Source organism: Actinomadura sp. SCN-SB, from assembly GCF_043906805.1.
GTDB lineage: Bacteria > Actinomycetota > Actinomycetes > Streptosporangiales > Streptosporangiaceae > Spirillospora.
In genome coordinates this window covers 26,634-41,908 of the sequence record NZ_JBIMPP010000069.1, presented here as the reverse complement: position 1 = coordinate 41,908, position 15,275 = coordinate 26,634, and the positions used below count along the sequence as shown (strand labels likewise).

Genomic DNA, 15,275 nt, shown 5'->3' with positions numbered 1-15,275 from the left:
GGCGGCCTACCTCATCTACGCCATCACCTTCGGCCAGGTGTACACCTTCCAGACGGCCGTCCTGGTGATGGAATGGACCAACGGATCCACCGGCGCCTTCTCGGCCAGCCAGTCCCAGGGGCTGACCGGAAACACCATCAGCTACTTCGTGGTCTCCACAGCGATCTACGCGGCGGGGTTCGGGCTCGTCACTCTCGGCCACTGGCTACGCAATCGGCGACGTTCAGCCGCCGCCAGTGCACAGCCCGAGAGGCACACCGTCTCACCCGGCTAGATCACTTCTCGACGGAGCCGAGACCCCACCCGGTGCAGGCAGGTTCCATCGTCGAATTCGCACCACGCTACGGCGCGAGCATCCAGGTGCCCACCCACGCCCGCACCGGCAACCAGACCGCACCGCACTCCTCCGGCTGAATCGATCCACACGCAAGGGAATGATCGACGTGCTCAACGAACTCATGCCCCACGAACTGACGCAACATGTCTTCCAGACGGTCGATTCAGCGCGGCCCGGCAGCATCGCCGAACTGTTCACCGAGGACGCCACGATGGTGTTCGGCAACGCCGACCCACTGGTGGGCCGTGAGGCCATCACTGCCGGCATCCAGGGGTTCTTCGCCACCATCAACGGCCTGCAACACCGGATCATCAACGACTGGCACATCGGCACCGACACAGGCGCCGACACCATCGCCGAGACCGAGGTGACCTACCACCGCCTCGACGACAAGTACGTCTCCGTCCCAGTGGTGTCGATCTGGCACACCCGCGACGACGGCCTGATCACCGACTACCGGGTCTTCTTCGACCTCACGCCCGTCTACGCGCCCTGATCCGCCAACGGGCGTATATCAGACGAGCTGAGCCGAACCCCGGCCACTGCGCACGACGATCTGGTGACCGGCAGTCCGGGCCACGCGGCTACGGCAGTCACCGGCTACGCAACCGGCGACGCCCAACCGCCGACAACACGCCTCTCGACAAACAGGCCGTCTGACCCGGCGGCCCACATGCGAGCGGCGAGTGACCCCGTCGGCGTCCCGTCCCACCAACCGGTCTCGACGACCACGAGCCCGCGACACGACCACCCATCAGAGCCCTCAATACCGATGACCAAGAGCTGAAGACACCGCGATGGGATACGGACACGCGGTAGTGGCCGGCGGCAGCATTGCCGGTTTGGCAACCGCGCAGGCGCTGGCCGAGACGTTCGACACGGTGACGCTCGTTGAGCGCGACGGCTACCCGCCCCGCGGCGAGGGGTTCCGCCGCGGGGTGCCGCAGGCTCGGCATCTGCACGCGCTATGGGAAGGCGGGCAGCGTGCCCTGGAGCAGCTCTTCCCCGGGCTGACCCTGGATCTGCGCCGGGTCGGCGCGCACCAGATCGGCGCGCCAGAAGACCTGCGCTGGCTCAACGCCCGCGGCTGGTGCATCCAGTTCGCGCCGCGGCCGGACATAGTCTGCCTGCTCGACCACACGGTGCGGCAGCGGCTGACCGCCACCCCCAACGTGACGATCCTCAACGGATGGCCCGTCACCGGCCTGCTACCGGACGCGACCGGCGTCCGCGGTGTTCACCTGACCTGTGCCGACGGTTCAGCCGGAGAACACGACGTCGACCTGGTGGTGGACGCCACCGGCCGCAACACCCGCACCCCCGCACTGGCTGGCCGAACTCGGCGACTCCCCGCCACCAGAGACCGCATCCACGCCTCGCCGACCTACGCCTCCCGCGCCGCAGCTGATCAGCATCTCCCGACCTTTGGGATCGGCGGCCTCCAGCCTCCGGTCGGCGTCGACGCGCAGGGTGATCCAGGAACCCTGGACGCCAATCGTCCACGGCTGGGTGTTGTGCACCGAGGGCGCCCACACGGCCGCTTCAACGGCCCGGCGGACGTCCGCCGCCAGGCCCTCCGGCGTGTCGGCCGGGACGTGCCGCGACCCCGTCGGCTCCCATGATGACGTCCCTTCGTTCGACTCCGGTTTTCACCCGACCACCGGGGCATCTCGCCTGGGGAGGGGCGAAGGTCGGCTCCTGCCGGGACCTTGGCCATGAACGGCGCCGGAGGGATGTCCACGGTCCCTTTGGCGGTTCCGGCCGGGACCTTCGGCCCTGCAGCCATCGCCCGCCCGCGCTGCACCCTGATAGAGGGCCCGCCCCCGTGGGCGATACGAGCCGACAGAGAGTGAATGCGCACCATGTTTAATCGGTGAAGTGATGACCTCTCCGGTGGTGACCGTGCCCAGGTCGGCCATGTCCGCCAGGCCATCCGGGTGCTGCACGAGCACGACATCACCGTCGCGCCGCGTCGAGGACGTCATGACCACCCAGGTGCGCACGGCACGACCCAACTCCGATGCCGCGGAACTGGCCGAGATGATGATCCGGACCGGCATCAAGAGCGTGCCGGTGCTGGAGGGCGCCGAGCTTGTGGGCATGGTCAGCCGCCGCGACCTGCTCGCGGTGCTGGCGCGCGGGGACGCCCGCATCCGTGACGACGTGATCGCCGCCCTCCGGGAGCACGGAGCGTACGACCGGTGGACCGTGACCGTCCGGGACGGAGGCGTCGAGCTGCGCGGTGAGGCCGATGATACGGCGCGGCGGCTGTCGGAGGTGCTGGCCCGTACCGTGCCCGGGGTATCCAGGGTCACTGTCCGCGAGCCCGCCGATCGGAGCTAGGACCGGGCCTCGTTCACGCGGCGCCCGTGGCGTCCCGTACCCGCGTCCCACTTCAGCAAGGAGATCGTCATGTCGGCGCCCGCACCGCCGGTGACCGGCGCCGGGCCGGACGAGGGTCCCGCCGCGAACGCGGCCCGCGGTCCACCGGCCGTGGCCGCGCATGGCTCGGCCGGGCCGCCGGTCTGCTCGTCGCCCTCGCGCCGTTCGGCGCCGTGCTGCCCCGGCTGGTCGACGCCAGGGAGGTCGGGGAGATCCGCGATATACCTTCACCAGGTTGCTTGTTCTCGCTCAAGCCCCGCCAAGCGGGATGGCATAGCCCCCTTCCGCCGTCCACTCGGCCAACACCACCTCGCCCACCACCTCAGGCCACACCCACCGGGTACCCCGGGCATGGCTGCGCGGCACGTCATCACGTGGCCGACATGACCGCCTGCGTTCAACGCCGCACCGTTCTATCCGGGCGGGTCAACGAGTACCACCGCGCCGCCTGAGCCCTCCACAGAAGCCCAGCTCAACGCCCATACGCTCAATATTGGCACCCCACAGCCTGGAGTTGACCAAATGGCGTTTCTCCACCGGGACCACGGGAACTACGCGCAGTAGTCAGATCGGGGCTTAGTGCAATCGAACGTGCTCTGATCACTGTGGGCATGCCCCACCGGATCCTGACCTTACGGACACAGCGAGGAAGACTCCATGCGGCTTCGCACCGTACTCGCGGCCACCGCTGTCGCCACAAGTGCCCTGCTCGGAACCGCTGGCCCCGCCCTCGCGGGCAACGACCCAGACGACGACACGGTCGCCGAGACGAACCTCATCTGCAATCTGATGACCAGCGCGACGGGAAGCGCTTGCGCGACGCCTGAGACCACCGACTGATGACGCGCGGCGGCCGGGAGACCGGCCCGAAGAGGCCGCACGCTCCCGGCCGCCGGCGGCCGACAGGCCGCCCCTTGAAACCGAATAGAAGGTCCTTATCGGGCAGCCCCAGGGGCCCCTGCCCTTCCTTGGGTTGATGCTTGAGCGAGGTCGTCGTGCACTCATCCGGAGTTCCTATGGCCCACGGCAATCCATCGAACGGCTCTTACGACGTCCGACCACGCACGTCGAGCTGCTGGGCCAAGTCGATTAGGTTGCATCGGCACGTCGGTGAATCGATGCGCCTTCAACCCTGTCCGGTCGAAAATGCATTTCGCTGATTGTCGCTTATCAATGACACAGCTCTGCTCACGCCTTCGCGGGACGGGGGTTGGGAATGCCCGCTGAGAGGCGAAGTTGCTGAGCGGGTGGTCAGGTGCGGTTTGTGCCACCGGGCTATCGTGGGGGGCGGAGAGAATCCAACGTGGCGGGGTCGCTGTCGATGACGGCCTGCGCGAGATCGGTGAGTTTGCGGTTGGTGTTTCTGGCGTGGGTGCGCAGCGCGGCGAAGGCCTGATCGACGGAGATCTGGTGGCGTTCTGCGAGTACCCCTTTGGCCTGTTCGATGATCACACGGCTGTTGAGGGCGATCTGCAGTTGCTGTGACAGCAGATGGTGCTCGTGAGCCGCGCGTTGGCCCAGGATGCCGATGGTGGCGACATCGGCCATCGCCTGCCCCAGTTGCTCGATCTTGGTGGCTGCGCCGCTGCTCGGGCCGGTGGAGGTCGCGGTGAACAGGTTCATCGCACCGATGACGCGTTCCCGCAGCCGCATCGGCAATGCCAGCACCCCGCTGAAACCGGCGTCGAGCGCCACCGGAGTGAAGATCGGCCACCGGTCGGGGTCGGCGGCCAGGTCGGCGACCTTGACCGGCCGGCCGGTGGCGAAGCAGTCCATGCAGGGCCCTTGGCGGGACTGGAGCTGGAACAGTTCCAGCAGCCTGGCCTGATCGGTGGAGGCGGCGATCACTTGCAGAGCGTCGGCCTGGTCGGTGAGCAGGATTCCGGCCGCCTCCACCTCCAGCAGTTCCACGCAGCGTTCCGCCAGCCGCTGCAGGAAGTCAATGAGATCGAAGTCGAGTACCAGGGTGTCGGCGAGCTCTACGAACACCTCAGCGAGCCGTTGTTCTTGGGGCATCCCGTGCCCTCCCTTCCTTCCGCCAAGCCGGGGTGTCCATCGTGGTCGTCAACCGTCGTCGGAGTCGGGGTCGCCGTGGAACCGCAGCTGCCGGTCCACCACCTGACGTGCCAGCCGGGCCAGCGGTATCCCGCTGGTGTAGGCGCGTGCGCGCAAGGCGGCGAACGCGTCGTGCAGGTCGACGCCGAGCTGGACCGCGACCATCCCGGTCGCCTGGTAGACCTCGATCCGGCCCTCGCCGGGTCCGCCGAGCGGCCACGACCGTTGATCCGAGCCCGCACCGTCCGGCGGTGGCCGGCCGGTGGTCAGCATCACCGCCACCGCCGTACGGCACAGCGTGAGCGTGTCGGCGACCTGCTCGTTGGTGAGCCCGCCCGCGGTGGCCCGGTACAGGGTCAGAGTGCCGAGCCGGATCGCTCCTACCTGCAGCGGGAAGGCGAAGATCGCCCGCGCCCCGGCCTCGGTGGCCGCCGGGGTGAAGACCGGCCATCGAGCGGCGTGGGCAGGCGAGGACATGTCAGCGGCCAGGATCTGGCCGCTGGAGGCCGAGGCCTCGATGCCCGGGCCCTCCCCCAGCGCGAACTGCTGCTCGTCCAGGACCGCGGCCACCGCGTCGGTGGCGTGCGCCAGCTGCCGCCGATCCGGCCGCGAGGTCAATGACAGCGCCGCCCCGTCCACCCCTACCGCCACAACGGCTGCCTGGCAGACGTGCGCGGCCGCTACCACCTCGCCGTCCGCGAACTCGGTGACCAGCATCCACAATCGGGCGGCCCGCGCCTCGCCCGATGTCGTCATTGCTGCTCAGCGCCTTCCCCTGCCCCGGCCAGGCAGCCTGTCGGCCGCCGCTTCAGCCTTGCACAGCATGGCCGGGCGCGACGCGAAATACTCCGGCCCAAAACGTTCGCCGTTTTCGCTCCACATGGTTCGAGCTGGGGCGTAGGGTGATGGCGAGGGCTTGTTTGGGTGACCGGCGCTGATTTCGTCCGGTGGCCCGCCCGCTGTCGCTCCAGACCCCGGCGACATCCACGATCCGATGTCTACGGGACGCCTGAAGGACACGGCCATGAAACAGCCTCCGCATCCTCCCCCGAACCCGCGGCTTCCGCCCGAGGCACAGCCTGCGGGCGCATTGAACCAACCGCTTCCGCCGCCTAGCGCGATAGTGCCCGATGAGATGGATCCAGGCGGATTCTTCGGAATGGTGGAAACGCTGGCTCTCATCGACTCCGACCCTTCCCGGCCCACGCAGGACTGAGCCCATGGCGCGCGCCGACCGGTGCGCAAAAGGGCTGCTCGCGGACGACATCCGCACGGCGCCAAGGGAATTGCTCTGGTTCGTCGAGCCATCGGCCGCCGGCCCTGAATCCGGACGCCCCCGGCCAAGAGTCGGGGGTGACGGGGGCGGCGAGCGGGCCCTTCTCCTCTGTATGGGGAAGGCCGCCAGCGCTGCTGGTGGCCGGGCCCGTTCGCCTTCCCCGCGATCCTCATGCCACAACAGGGCTAGAGCAGAGCCGGGCTGCGATCCAAGACGCTGCCAGGAACCGATCCGCGGCCTACCCAGCGCCGCGATGGAAAGGACGCCATGGAACCGGCCCGAGACCAAACACAAGGCCGTAACCCTGCCTTGCAGAAGATCTGCATCGTCGGGGCCTCTGGAAAGCTCGGGCGGTACATGGTGCAGCACGCGCTGGACCGGGGCCATGAGGTCGTCGGGGTGTGCCGAGAAGCCAGCGTGGACAAGCTCGAGGCGTTCAAGGGACGCATCACCATCATTCCGGGCGCGACCGACGACCGCGACGTCATCGAGCGCGCGGTCGCCGGCTGCGACGGCGTGCTCACCGTATTGGTGCCACGCGGGGTCAACAACTACTCGTCGGGAACGGCCCAGGCGGTACTCGACCACGCGCGGCCGGGGGCGCGCCTGGTGTTCTCGTGCGGGTGGCACATCACGCTCGACGGCCAGGACGTGTACTCGTGGAAGATCAAGGCGCTCGTCAACGTCCTCGGCCCGCTCGCGCGACTGGCACGCTTCGCCGACCTCGACGACCAGGTGGAAGCATGCCGGCGCGTCTTCGCCAGCGACACGCTGTGGACCGTCGTACGCGGCAGCGACCTGGAGGAAGGCGAAAGCCAGGGCCTGCCCGTGTGGAGCCGACACGTCGGCGACCCGATCCTCAACAGCAACCTCACCCGCCGCGTGGACTTCGCCTTGTTCATGGTGGAGGCCACCAGGAACGACGAACTCATCCACGAGGCACCGGCAATAGTCGGCCGCCAGACCCCCTCAGCACTCGCGCACACCCCAGCACTGTGATCTGGGTCGAGGTCGCTGAGGACGGTTCGGCTGGCGGATGAGCTTGGTCGGGCGAACCCCGTGACGTGGGATGGTCAGGTTTCCAGTTTTGTGAGGTGGTCGGCGCTGCCTCCGCGCCATTCGACCAGGAGGAGGGTGGCGTCGTCGGTGGTGATGCCGCGGCGTTCGCGCATGAGGGTGTGGGAGAACCTGCGGACCAGTGCCTGGGCATTGGTGTCGCTGCGGCAGGCATGTTCGACGACCTCGATCAGGCGGTCCATCCCGAACTCCTGCCCGCCGGGCTGGTGCTCCTCGATGAGCCCGTCGGTAAAGAACAGCAGCCGGTCGCCCCGCTCGAGGCGGGTCTGGCTTATCTGGGGGCGGGCGCCGCCGAACCCGACCGGCAGGGTGCCGGGCGAGTCCAGGCTGGCGACCACCCGCCGGTCGCGGATCAGCAGCGGCGCGGGATGGCCCGCGTTCACCCATTCCAGGCGGCCGGTGCACAGGTCCAGCCGGGACATCTGCGCGGTGACGAACTGCTCGGGCCCGAACTGGGCGTCGATGGCCTCATCCATGAACGCGTACAGCTCGGCCAGGCCGATATCGGTGCGGCGGGCCTGCCGGTAGGCGCCGATGGCCACGGTGGCCAGCACCGCGGCGTTGAGCCCGTGACCCATCGCATCGATCACCGCCAGATGCAGGATGTCGTCGTTGAGGGCGTAGTCGAAGCTGTCCCCGGCCACGTCATAGGCCGGTTCCAGGATCCCCGCGACCATGACCTGCGGGGTGGTCATCGTCAGCGGCGGCAGCAGCGACCACTGGATCTCGGCGGCCACGCTCATCGCCTCGCGGCGGCGCGTCTTGTAGAACAGGTCGGTGTAGGCGTTCTTGGTCACCAGCATGTCGGCGACCAGCCCGGCCAGCCGGCGCAGCAGCCGCCGGTCATCGTCGTCGACCGAATCCAGGGTCAGGGCCAGCACCCCGACCAGGTCGCTGCCGTCCAGCAACGGCAGGTACAACCGGACACCCTCGGGCAACGGCCGCTCGACCGTGGTCGTCTCCAGGAAGGCACGCCCGGCCGGGGAGTCGTCGATCGGCTCGGGCTCGGGGACCAGCAGCCGGCTGCATCGCAACGGCGCCAGCGTCAGCTGGTCGTAGTCCTGGAGGAAAATGGACACCTCCCGGCCGCCGATCCGGCCGACCTCCTCGGCGACCAGCGCCGCCACCATCTGTGGCGGCATCTGGTGGGCGCGGTCCAGCAACTGGCCGAGCAACCGCTCGCCGAACCCCTCCGAACGGTCCACGGCAACCCCACGCGACCGGCGTACCTCATCGGACATGACCATGAGATTCCCCGCGCCGACCGGTCGAACGGGCCGTTCCGGCTCGGGTCCGGGAAAGCTAGTCCAAAGACGGGGCAATCTGCACGTGTCCTGGCATCGATCAGTGGCGAAGCCGCGTGTGGACCGCGCTGGCCGCGCCGCCTGCGACGTCACCGTCCAGGCATGGCCCCACGAACGGTCCGCCTCGTTCGGAGGCGGACCGTTCGTGTTCGGGGGCTTAGTGGTAGAGCGCTTCGATCTCAGTTGCGTAGCAGCTTTGGATGCCGCGGCGCTTGAGTTTCATGGTGGGGGTGAGGTCGGCCAGCGTCCCGTACTCGATACCTTGGCTGCGGGCCCAATCGGGAGCCGTGTCGGGGTCGAGTGCTACGAGTGCCGTGATGTAGGGCCGGTTGTCCCCGACCACGCGGGCGGTGCCGATGAGCTCGATCCGTTCGAGCGCCAGCTCGAGGGCGGACGGAGCGATGTTCTCCCCGCCCGAGGTGATGATGAGTTCCTTCTTGCGGTCGGTGATCGCCAGGTCCCCGTCGGCGTCAATGGTCCCGACGTCGCCGGTGTGCAACCAGCCGTCCGGGTCGAGCACCGCGGCGGTCGCGGCAGGGTCGTCCAGGTAGCCGCGGAACACCCCACCGCCACGGACGAGGATCTCGCCGTCGGCGGCGAGCCGGATCTCGATACCGGGGAACGGGCGGCCGGCCGAGCCGTTCTTGGCGTACCTCTCGTGGACGCAGACCCCCGCAGTGGTCTCGGAGAGGCCGTAGCCGTTGAACAGCGGTACGCCGATGGCGTGGAACCAGGCCAGGAGGTCAGCGCCGACCGGTGCGCCCATCACCACACCGACCCGGCACTGATCGAGGCCGAGCCGCTGCCGGACATCGCGGAACGCCACCTCGTCGAGGAACTCCCAGGTGGCCCGCTGTTCATCGGTCGCCGAGCCCGCGTCGAGCGCTTCGGCGATCGGGACGGTCGCGGCGATCGCGTCGGTGAAGGCGGACGTGCGCTGCGGATCGGCGGCGAGCGCGGCGTGCACCGCGGCGCGGAGTTTCTCCCATACTCGGGGTGGTGCAGCGAACAGTTCGGGACGGACGTCGCCGAGGTGGGCCGGCAACTCGGCCACGTCGGGACAAGGTGACCTGAGCGCCGTAGGTGACCAGGGCGCGTAGTGGCGAGGCAACGCTCGACCACGCGGGCGGAGCTCGGGCTCGGCCACCGGCTGACCGCCGTGACGCGCCCGGACGCCGCGCAGGTCGTCCGGCTCTCGGCGAGCGAACACGCTCAGCGAAGCCGGGTCACGCTCAGCCTGCTCGACCTGCCGCCGCGCCCCGACCAGCTGCTCGAACTGATCCCTCCGGAACTGCGCCGCAACGCCGAGGCCGCCCTCGGCAACGCCGGAGCCACCGTTCCCACTAAACATCCAGTGGCGCCCCCGGCCGTGTTGGGGCGGTCGATCGCCGTGTCACCTCATGCATCGCCGGCGGATCAGCGGTGGACGGGGACGCGGAGACGCCGGGGGATCCGGACGGAAAGTTCCCGGGACGGTGCGAGGCCGAGTTCGCTGCGAAGCAGGTCGGCGTAGCGGTCGTACTGCCGTACGGCTTCGCTGACGTTGCGTTCGGCGAGATAGATGTCGATCAGTGTCGCTTGTGCCGACTCGCGTAGGGGCTCGGCGTCCACGGCGGCGAGAGCGACCGTGATGGCCTGCGCGTGCCGTCCCAGGAGAAGCAGGCGGTGTGCCAGCGCGTCCAGTGCGTGCACGCGGAGTTGGCGGATCTGCTCCCGCTGCATGATCAGCCAGTCGTCGTCCCAGTTGGGCAGCAGGTCGCCGGCGAGTTCGCTCACCTGCACGTCGCCGGGCGCCAGTTCGTCGGCGGCGAGCAGCCGCTCGGCCCAGGCAAGGCCGCAGTAGAGGTCCACCCACACCTGGTCGCCGAGGCGGACGGCGCCGCCGCCTGTACGGAGCAGCCGCGAGTCGGCCTGACGGATTCGCCAGAGTGCTGTGCGCAGGCTGGCGTGTGAGCGTGCCGTCGTGGAGTCCACCCATAGCCGTTCGGCCAGCGTCCCGCGAGGGCACAGGGCGCGGCCTCGGGAATTGAGGGAGAGGAATGCGAGGACCCGCTGTGCATGCCGCGGCAGTGTCACGGGCTGGGCGGCGACTTCGAGGACGAAGCCGCCGAGCAGCCGGAGGCGGGGTAGACCGGGGAACGCGCCCAGGTCGGATTCGCTGGTGGCGACCACAGCGGCCTCCTCGTCGCCGACGCCAGCACACAATCGCGCGCTGGTGTGTCGGTCGCCGTTAATGGTACGTCAACGCCGTCTACGGGCCCTTGGCCGTCTGTGGACTACGGACCATTGACGGTGCGCGGTACTGCCTGGAATCAGAGTGGCCTCATGTGCACATGGGATGCGGTGCTCCTGCGGGTCTGGCTGGAAACCGATGGTGTGCGTGGGCGCGTCGTCAGGAGTGACGGCGGCCCCGTTGCCGTCTTCTCTTCGGCCCGTGAGGCCGGTGAGATCGTCGAGCGCTGGGTCCTTGAGATCACCGGGGAGGGCGGCGCCGCCGACGCGGACGCCTGATGAACGAGGCGTTGACGATGCCGATACGGCGGCTCGCGAGACTTCCTCCACCGTTTCCGCGAGGAGGATTCCATGAGCGCGCTGCCCGGCGGCCGAGGACAGCCGACCGCAGATCAGGCCGATCTGATGAGTCCCTTCGGTGACCTGCCGACGTCCCTTCTGGTGGAGGTGCCGGGCGCCGATGAGGCGGTGGACGAGCGGCCGGACACGCTCCAGTCGCCCTTCGCCGGGAGCCTGTCGTTCACCGCCGAGGCCCGGGGCGATGTCGAGGTGCTGTCGGAGGTGCTCGACCACCTCGCCGACGAGGACTTCGCCGAGGCACTGGAGGACCTCGTCGATGAGGCCGCCGCCCGGCGGTTGGCCGACCAGGCGGCGTGGCCGGCGCCGCCCTCGATCGCCGAGGCGCACGCCATGCTCCAGGAGTGGCTGGAACCGGTCGCGAGCGAGGCCGAGCGCGTGATCGACGGCCTCGCCACCACGCTGGCCGGGGCCGACCCGTTGACGATGAGCGACACCGAGCTGCAGGCGCTCCTGGACACCGCCGCCACGCCGCCGCACCTGGGCCAGGAGGTCTTCGACGAGTTCATCGGGGGTCTGCTCAAGAAGGCGACCAAGGCCGTGACCGGTGTCGTCTCGCTGGCCAAGAAGGGTCTCAAGCTGGTGGGGAAGCTGTCGCCCATCAATTTCGTACTCGGCAGGCTCAAGGGCCTCGTCCGCCCGCTGCTGAACAAGATCCTCGGCAGCGCGATCGCCAAGCTCCCCGAGGCCGTGCGCCCCATCGCCACGACGGTGGCGGGCAAGCTGGGGCTGCGGGTCGTGAAAGGTGCGGAGCCGGTCTCGCGGCTGGCCGACGACTTCGACGAGGAGGTCGCCGCGCTCCTGCTCGCTCCCGACGGTACGGCGGTGGCCGAATCCGACGAGGGCGAGCCACCGGCGGCGCACGCCGAGCGGCTCGCCGAGCTGGACGCCGCGCGGGCCCGGCTCGGGCAGCGGCTGGTCGAGCTGCCGCCCGGCACCGCACCGGTCGCCGAGATCGAGGAGTTCCTGCCCGCGGTCATGGCGCTGCAGCCGCTGGTCAAGATGGGGATCAAGCTGATCGGCCGGGACAAGGTCGTGAACTTCATCGCCAAGGGCATCGCCAACCTGGTGAGCGGCATGGTGGGGCCGGAGGCGGCGGGCAGGCTGAGCCGGCCGCTGGTCGACATCGGCCTGCGCACGCTCGGCTTCGAGGTGACGCCGGCCGCCGCACGCGACCTGCCGGGTGAGGCGTTGGCGCAGACGGTGGAGGGCACCGTGACGCGTCTGCTGGAGATGCCGGTCGCCACCTTCTCCGACGAACTGCAGCTCGGCACGGCGCTGCAGCAGGCGTTCGCCGAGTCGGCGGCGGCGTTCATGCCGGACCGGTTCCTGCACGCCGATCTGCCGGAACGGGAGACGGCCGGCGAGGGCGGCGTCTGGTTGCTGATGCCCCGCGGGGCTCGGCCGGACTACCGTTTCCGGCGGTACAGCCAGGTCTTCACCGTCCCGATCACCAGGCAGACGGCGCGCGCGATCCCCTGGTCGGACGGGGGCACGCTGGAGTCCTACCTGCTGGACCGCGGTGCGCCGAGCTGGCCCGTCCTGGCCGAGGTCGACCTGTACGAGGCCATGGACGCAACCCGCCTCGGGCATCTGACCGAAGGGGAGGGCGCCCCCGACGCGGCGGAGTTCCAGCCGCTGACGCCGGAGACCGCGGGCTTGCTGCTGAAGGAGCCCGCTCTGGGCCGGCGACCGGCGGCACGGGCGAACGCGCGCCGTCCGCGGCCGGGGCAGCGGATGTTCCGGGTGCGCCCGGCCGGGACGGGCCACCAACGGCGTCCCAGGCGCCCGCGTCACCGCGTGCTCGTCTGGCTCGACTCCAGCGCATCGGCCCCGCGGCTGACGGTCGTCCTGCGGCTCACCGAGCGGCAGGCCCAGGAGGTGCTGGATCGGCTCCAGCCGTCCCGGCAGGGCGCGAAGACCGACCTTCCCGGTGTACTGAAGATCCTGCGGGGGCACTATGCCAAGGCGCTGCCCGGAGTGGTCGCACAACGGTTGAAGCGTGTCGCTGTCCCAGCGGATGCACCGGGTGCGGCCGGCGCGGCCGCCGCGGACAGCGCCGGGGCGGGTGCCGCCCCGGCGGATGCGGGCGGCGGGGCGGACGCGGATGCGGGCGGCGGCGAAGCCGCCGATACCGGAGCCGGCGGCGGAGACTCGGCGACGATCGGGGAGAAGGTCAGTGCCGCCGTCGGCGCCGCGCTCTCGGCCTTCCTCACCGAGCGGGCGGTGACCTTCGCCGCCGCCGTGCGCGATCCGGCCGATGGGGTCAGCGTGCGGATCGCCTTCCCCGGGGTGACCCGGCAGAGCCTGTCGGGGGCGTTGCCCGCCGGGCAGGTCACCGTGCGACCGGGATGGCCGCGCCGTGACTGACGTCCCCTTCGGCGTTCCCGGCGCCGACGCGTCCCGCGCCATGCTGGCCGAGGAACTGCGGCACTGGCGGGGAGCGGCGGCCGCCCTGACCGACCTCGATCTGGTCGCCGCACCGGCGACCTGGGCGGCGCTGGAGTCGTACCTGGGCCGGGCCGTGCGTACCAGCCTGCGGCGGTCGGCGGGCGACGTCCTGCGGCAGGCCGATCGGGTGGCGGCCGACCTGGCCGCCGCGCGGAACGCCGACGACCTGGCACGGGTCCGGCAGGGCATGCTGCGGCTGCGCGGCGGGTACCTGCGCGCCGAGACGGTGATCGATTTCTACACCGACGCGGTGGCCACCCGGGCGGCGCCCCGGATGGGGACGATCCTGCGTGGTCTCGACGCGCTCGCGGTGGACGGCCTGGACCGCGGGCTCCGCCCGCTGGGCATCGAGGTGCCGCCGGTGCTGACGTATCTGGACAAGGGGCTGGGCGCCTCGATCATGCGGTCCGGGGCACGGTTGTGGGACGCGTCCCTGTCGCCCGCGGCGGCCATCAAGATCACCCGGCACAACCTGCTCCGCCCGACCTCCTTGCTGCACGAGGACGGGCATCAGTTCGCGCATCTCACCGGCTGGAACGGCGAGCTCGGCGACGCCCTGTTCACCGCGCTGCGTCCCGTCTCGGCCGCCGCGGCGCAGGCGTGGCGCGGCTGGGCGTCCGAGGTCGCCGCCGATGTCTACGCCTTCGTCCTGCTCGGGTACGCCCCGGTGCCGGCGCTCGCGACCGTCGTGGACGGGCCGGCGCAGACGGTCTTCCGGATGGTCCCCGGCGACCCGCATCCGTTCGGATGGCTGCGCGTCCAGTTCAACGTCGCGCTGTGCGGGGAGTGGTTCGGGCCGGGTCCCTGGGACGCGCTCGGCGCCGTCTGGGCCGCCCGCCATCCGCTGGACGGCGCGCCGCCCGAGGCGGCCGAGGTGGCACGGGGCAGCCTGCCGCGGCTCGCGAACCTGGCGGGTGTGTGCACCCGGACACCGATGCGCGCCTTCGGCGGCCGGACGCTCGCCGAACTGATCGACCCGCGCCGGGTCGCGCCCGCCGAACTGCGGCAGCTGGCCGGACGGGCCGGACCGTCGCTGTACACCTCCAGCCATCTCCAGCGGCTGGAGCCGATGCGGATCCTGTCGTGGTCGGTCCTGCAGGAGTACCTGCCGACGGCCGGATCAGAGGCGCGGCCGGGGCCCACGGCGTTCGAATCCTGGCTCCACCGTCTCGGCGGCGAGCGCTCTCTCGCCGCCTGACACCGTTCGGACAGCAAGGGGATGGACTCTCATGACAGACATCATCGACCGTGACGAGCCACGGCGTCGTGATCCGCTCGATTCCGACCAGCGAAGGGTCGCCGCGAGCTTCGCCGACCTGCAGCGGCTCCTGGGAAAGGGGCCACGGCGGATCGGCACCGGGCGGGTGCCGATACTGACACCGGCCGTCAGGGACGGCCACCTCCACTTCGACCGCCCGCTTCCGGAGGCCGCGGCCGAGGTGATCCTCTTCGACCGCACGGGACGCAGCGTCAGCGTCGTCCTGAACGTGTGCGAGAAGAAGGTGATCCGCGGGCATCCGCTCGCCGTGCGCTTCACGGTCAACGGTGCGAGCAATCAGCTGCTGGCCAGAGGCGACATACCTACGAGCGGCCACAGGCCACCGCCCTGCACGGACGAGACATCGGACGAGACACCGGCCGGGGACACCGCCGCGCCCCAGTCCCAGCCCACCGCGGCCGGCAAGACCGAGACCCAACCCAGCACGGCCGGTGAGGCCGAGCCCCGGCCCGCCGCGGCCAAGGCACCGGCCGTCACGTCGACACCCTCCCGGCGGTCCCCCAAGCCGCAGCAGAAATGAGGCAC

15 protein-coding genes are annotated in these 15,275 nt (G+C 70.2%); 10 read left to right on the top strand and 5 right to left on the bottom strand.

Going from position 1 to position 15,275, the window contains the following annotated elements; translation table 11 throughout:
- From ACGWYJ_RS32025 to ACGWYJ_RS32005, 5 genes are all read left to right on the top strand, one after another.
- Nucleotides 1-274, top strand: a 274-nt coding sequence (locus tag ACGWYJ_RS32025) for a hypothetical protein (protein ID WP_395110178.1), incomplete at its 5' end; no start/stop codon positions are given.
- Between the two features lie 160 nt (nt 275-434).
- Complete coding sequence (locus tag ACGWYJ_RS32020; RefSeq protein WP_395110177.1) at nt 435-833, top strand: nuclear transport factor 2 family protein; 399 nt, start codon at nt 435-437, stop codon at nt 831-833.
- Nucleotides 834-1,155: 322 nt separating this feature from the next.
- Nucleotides 1,156-1,959 carry an FAD-dependent oxidoreductase gene (locus ACGWYJ_RS32015; protein ID WP_395110176.1) on the top strand — a complete coding sequence of 268 codons (804 nt, stop codon included), beginning with the start codon at nt 1,156-1,158 and terminating at the stop codon, nt 1,957-1,959.
- A gap of 361 nt (nt 1,960-2,320) precedes the next feature.
- Nucleotides 2,321-2,680, top strand: coding sequence for a CBS domain-containing protein (locus tag ACGWYJ_RS32010; RefSeq protein WP_395110175.1), 360 nt, complete (start codon nt 2,321-2,323; stop codon nt 2,678-2,680).
- A 696-nt stretch (nt 2,681-3,376) separates the two neighbouring features.
- A complete protein-coding gene (locus tag ACGWYJ_RS32005) occupies nt 3,377-3,559 on the top strand; it encodes a hypothetical protein (RefSeq protein ID WP_395110174.1) in 183 nt (60 codons plus the stop codon).
- A gap of 435 nt (nt 3,560-3,994) precedes the next feature.
- On the opposite strand, the gene ACGWYJ_RS32000 is transcribed toward ACGWYJ_RS32005, so the two are convergent.
- Both ACGWYJ_RS32000 and ACGWYJ_RS31995 read right to left on the bottom strand, forming a co-directional pair.
- A complete protein-coding gene (locus tag ACGWYJ_RS32000; RefSeq protein WP_395110173.1) occupies nt 3,995-4,735 on the bottom strand; it encodes a GAF and ANTAR domain-containing protein in 741 nt (246 codons plus the stop codon).
- A gap of 48 nt (nt 4,736-4,783) precedes the next feature.
- Complete coding sequence (locus ACGWYJ_RS31995) at nt 4,784-5,530, bottom strand: GAF and ANTAR domain-containing protein (protein WP_395110172.1); 747 nt, start codon at nt 5,528-5,530, stop codon at nt 4,784-4,786.
- Nucleotides 5,531-6,317: 787 nt separating this feature from the next.
- On the opposite strand from ACGWYJ_RS31995, the gene ACGWYJ_RS31990 reads away from it, so the two are divergent.
- The gene (locus ACGWYJ_RS31990; RefSeq protein WP_395110171.1) at nt 6,318-7,049 is read left to right on the top strand and encodes an NAD(P)-dependent oxidoreductase; all 732 of its coding nucleotides are present in this window, start codon (nt 6,318-6,320) and stop codon (nt 7,047-7,049) included.
- Between the two features lie 74 nt (nt 7,050-7,123).
- On the opposite strand, the gene ACGWYJ_RS31985 is transcribed toward ACGWYJ_RS31990, so the two are convergent.
- The 3 genes from ACGWYJ_RS31985 to ACGWYJ_RS31975 all read right to left on the bottom strand — a co-directional run bounded on the left by ACGWYJ_RS31985 (nt 7,124) and on the right by ACGWYJ_RS31975 (nt 10,603).
- Nucleotides 7,124-8,332, bottom strand: coding sequence for a PP2C family protein-serine/threonine phosphatase (locus tag ACGWYJ_RS31985; protein WP_395110170.1), 1,209 nt, complete (start codon nt 8,330-8,332; stop codon nt 7,124-7,126).
- 256 nt (nt 8,333-8,588) lie between these two features.
- Nucleotides 8,589-9,485 carry an AMP-binding protein gene (locus ACGWYJ_RS31980; protein WP_395110169.1) on the bottom strand — a complete coding sequence of 299 codons (897 nt, stop codon included), beginning with the start codon at nt 9,483-9,485 and terminating at the stop codon, nt 8,589-8,591.
- 362 nt (nt 9,486-9,847) lie between these two features.
- Nucleotides 9,848-10,603 carry a BTAD domain-containing putative transcriptional regulator gene (locus ACGWYJ_RS31975; RefSeq protein WP_395110168.1) on the bottom strand — a complete coding sequence of 252 codons (756 nt, stop codon included), beginning with the start codon at nt 10,601-10,603 and terminating at the stop codon, nt 9,848-9,850.
- A gap of 153 nt (nt 10,604-10,756) precedes the next feature.
- Between ACGWYJ_RS31975 and ACGWYJ_RS31970 the strand changes: the two genes are divergently transcribed.
- From ACGWYJ_RS31970 to ACGWYJ_RS31955, 4 genes are all read left to right on the top strand, one after another.
- Nucleotides 10,757-10,942 (top strand): hypothetical protein, encoded by a 186-nt coding sequence (locus ACGWYJ_RS31970; protein WP_395110167.1) that lies wholly within the window; start codon nt 10,757-10,759, stop codon nt 10,940-10,942.
- 72 nt (nt 10,943-11,014) lie between these two features.
- Nucleotides 11,015-13,390, top strand: a complete 2,376-nt coding sequence (locus ACGWYJ_RS31965; protein ID WP_395110166.1) for a hypothetical protein — start codon at nt 11,015-11,017, stop codon at nt 13,388-13,390.
- Nucleotides 13,383-14,669 (top strand): hypothetical protein, encoded by a 1,287-nt coding sequence (locus ACGWYJ_RS31960; RefSeq protein WP_395110165.1) that lies wholly within the window; start codon nt 13,383-13,385, stop codon nt 14,667-14,669. The genes ACGWYJ_RS31965 and ACGWYJ_RS31960 overlap by 8 nt, the downstream gene beginning before the upstream one ends.
- A gap of 31 nt (nt 14,670-14,700) precedes the next feature.
- Nucleotides 14,701-15,270 (top strand): hypothetical protein, encoded by a 570-nt coding sequence (locus tag ACGWYJ_RS31955; RefSeq protein WP_395110164.1) that lies wholly within the window; start codon nt 14,701-14,703, stop codon nt 15,268-15,270.
- The last annotated feature ends 5 nt before the right edge of the window (nt 15,271-15,275 follow it).

Excerpts from the sequence above, each read along its gene's own strand:
- ACGWYJ_RS31970 (WP_395110167.1), top strand. The coding sequence starts at position 10,757 with ATGTGCACATGGGATGCGGTGCTCCTGCGGGTCTGGCTGGAAACCGAT.
- ACGWYJ_RS31990 (WP_395110171.1), top strand. The coding sequence starts at position 6,318 with ATGGAACCGGCCCGAGACCAAACACAAGGCCGTAACCCTGCCTTGCAG.
- ACGWYJ_RS32005 (WP_395110174.1), top strand. The coding sequence starts at position 3,377 with ATGCGGCTTCGCACCGTACTCGCGGCCACCGCTGTCGCCACAAGTGCC.
- ACGWYJ_RS31995 (WP_395110172.1), bottom strand. The coding sequence starts at position 5,530 with ATGACGACATCGGGCGAGGCGCGGGCCGCCCGATTGTGGATGCTGGTC.
- ACGWYJ_RS32000 (WP_395110173.1), bottom strand. The coding sequence starts at position 4,735 with ATGCCCCAAGAACAACGGCTCGCTGAGGTGTTCGTAGAGCTCGCCGAC.
- ACGWYJ_RS31965 (WP_395110166.1), top strand. The coding sequence starts at position 11,015 with ATGAGCGCGCTGCCCGGCGGCCGAGGACAGCCGACCGCAGATCAGGCC.
- ACGWYJ_RS32020 (WP_395110177.1), top strand. The coding sequence starts at position 435 with ATGATCGACGTGCTCAACGAACTCATGCCCCACGAACTGACGCAACAT.
- ACGWYJ_RS31955 (WP_395110164.1), top strand. The coding sequence starts at position 14,701 with ATGACAGACATCATCGACCGTGACGAGCCACGGCGTCGTGATCCGCTC.
- ACGWYJ_RS32010 (WP_395110175.1), top strand. The coding sequence starts at position 2,321 with ATGACCACCCAGGTGCGCACGGCACGACCCAACTCCGATGCCGCGGAA.